We start from the raw sequence: 1,702 nt of genomic DNA, 5'->3' as shown, positions 1-1,702 counted from the left end.
GTATCGCGACCGCTGTGTAAGGTGACTTGGCCGCCGCTGTCCAGCGTTGTCTCTTGATGGGTCAGGGAACCAGATACGTCGCTATGAAGCGGGGACAGCACAACCTACCTTAGACGCCCTGATAAGATTGGCGAAGGTCTTGCATGTTTCGCTGGACGACCTGGTGTTTGAAGACCGTGAACGCGGACCCTCTGACGACCTGATCTTTCAGTTTGAGGCAGTCAGTGGAATGCCGGAAGAAGAACGCCGGATTATCAGGGCATTGCTAGATGGGATGATATTGAAGTACCAGGCTAAACAGATTAATGAGCGCAGTTAAAGCAGGGTGCAACCTGCCTTAACTGCTAACCACAAGCAACTATGGAGGTAGTTACTATGGCTAAGACACATCATATGCCAGAGACAGGCACACCCACAACTCAATCAAGGCGTTATACCGTGGGATATGTTCGGGATCACATTAAACATCAACCTTCACCATCGATCACGCTGCGGGGCCACTGGATGGGAGAGCTGGGATTTGAGACCGGCAGGAAGGTTGAAGTGAGTTGTCAGCAGGGCGAGCTGATTATACGGCTAGTTGGGGAGTGATTAGTCAGTAAAAAGATCCCGGCTTGATGGCCGGGATTTTTAATAACACTCGTTAAAAATATATCGTTACCCTGATGACTCGATATCATCAGGGTAAACCGTCAAAACATCTAATGTATCACCTTCATTATCAATGAATTCAACTTCATAACCTAAAGTAGGTTCTCGATATATAATAATAACTGCTCCCCTACATCCTTTTAGCACAATGTCAGACAAGTCTTTTTTGGCTTTAACTACATCATATTCTTTGATCATAAAGTAAATACCAATATATTTATTTCTTAGCTGGAATAGCTGTTACGAGTCTAACTACACCGTCATTATTCTCAATCCAACCAAATTTAACATTAATCGTTCTGCCATTCGTACCAGTTATTGGTATTACTTGATCATATTTAGTACCAAACTGAGTTTCTGCTGTTTTAACGGCTTGACTGGAGTCAAAAACGATTTGTTTCGCAAGCTTATTTGAGTTTGTTTTGTTAAAACCAAGAGCACTATCGAACCATTCCGCCTTACTTCCTCCAACAGGATGTTGTTTATCTAACAGATAGTTAGCTAATTTTTGATCAACACTAACTTGTGTTTCAGCTGTATTTTTAATCGAATTTATGGTGCTACCATTTCCGATATTCTTCGCCGAATTAGCCGCCACAACCTCTGCTTTCGCCGCCGTAGCTTCAGCCGCTGTCTTACCTATCCCTATCGCACCACCGGCTCCGACTCCACCTGGAACGATAATCTCTGAAGCCTGAAGACCAAGGTTGTTAATACACAACGCCAGCGCACCGGCACAGGATTCAACTCCAGCCTTCAGAATAGCGGCTATTTCTGGCGTTGCTGCAATCAGCACTCCGCCACCAAGCCCTGCTGGAAGCACAACCGTCAACGCATCCTGCATCGCCAGACCTTTCTGGCAGGACGCTGAACCCGGATTGTCCGCACAGGAGGCGATATTCTTGCCATGCTCTCTGGCGAACTTCTCCTGACCGTCCTCAGTACCGCCCATCAGGTTATTCTCAACCGTCACCTTCCCGGTCTGCATCCCTGATACTGCACTCGCCGTATCGCCACCCACCAATCCACCCGCTAATCCTGCGGCTAAACT

General features: G+C 46.7%; 3 protein-coding genes and 1 pseudogene. 2 read left to right on the top strand and 2 right to left on the bottom strand.

Annotated elements, in window-relative coordinates:
- Positions 1-67: 67 nt before the first annotated feature.
- Positions 68-319: pseudogene (locus BMX14_RS17125) on the top strand (helix-turn-helix domain-containing protein); the annotation flags it as partial.
- 56 nt (positions 320-375) lie between these two features.
- Positions 376-591 (top strand): SymE family type I addiction module toxin, encoded by a 216-nt coding sequence (locus tag BMX14_RS16285; RefSeq protein ID WP_230527546.1) that lies wholly within the window; start codon positions 376-378, stop codon positions 589-591.
- A 66-nt stretch (positions 592-657) separates the two neighbouring features.
- On the opposite strand, the gene BMX14_RS16280 is transcribed toward BMX14_RS16285, so the two are convergent.
- Both BMX14_RS16280 and BMX14_RS16275 read right to left on the bottom strand, forming a co-directional pair.
- Positions 658-849: a DUF4926 domain-containing protein gene (locus BMX14_RS16280; protein ID WP_092678556.1), complete on the bottom strand. Its 192-nt coding sequence runs from the start codon at positions 847-849 to the stop codon at positions 658-660.
- A 19-nt stretch (positions 850-868) separates the two neighbouring features.
- A partial coding sequence (locus tag BMX14_RS16275; protein ID WP_177173201.1) for a DUF6883 domain-containing protein occupies positions 869-1,702 on the bottom strand: 834 nt, incomplete at its 5' end.

It is taken from the genome of Rosenbergiella nectarea (assembly GCF_900111105.1).
Taxonomy (GTDB): domain Bacteria; phylum Pseudomonadota; class Gammaproteobacteria; order Enterobacterales; family Enterobacteriaceae; genus Rosenbergiella; species Rosenbergiella nectarea.
This window is presented reverse-complemented; position numbering and strand designations above follow the sequence as displayed.

Excerpts from the sequence above, each read along its gene's own strand:
- BMX14_RS16285 (WP_230527546.1), top strand. The coding sequence starts at position 376 with ATGGCTAAGACACATCATATGCCAGAGACAGGCACACCCACAACTCAA.
- BMX14_RS16280 (WP_092678556.1), bottom strand. The coding sequence starts at position 849 with ATGATCAAAGAATATGATGTAGTTAAAGCCAAAAAAGACTTGTCTGAC.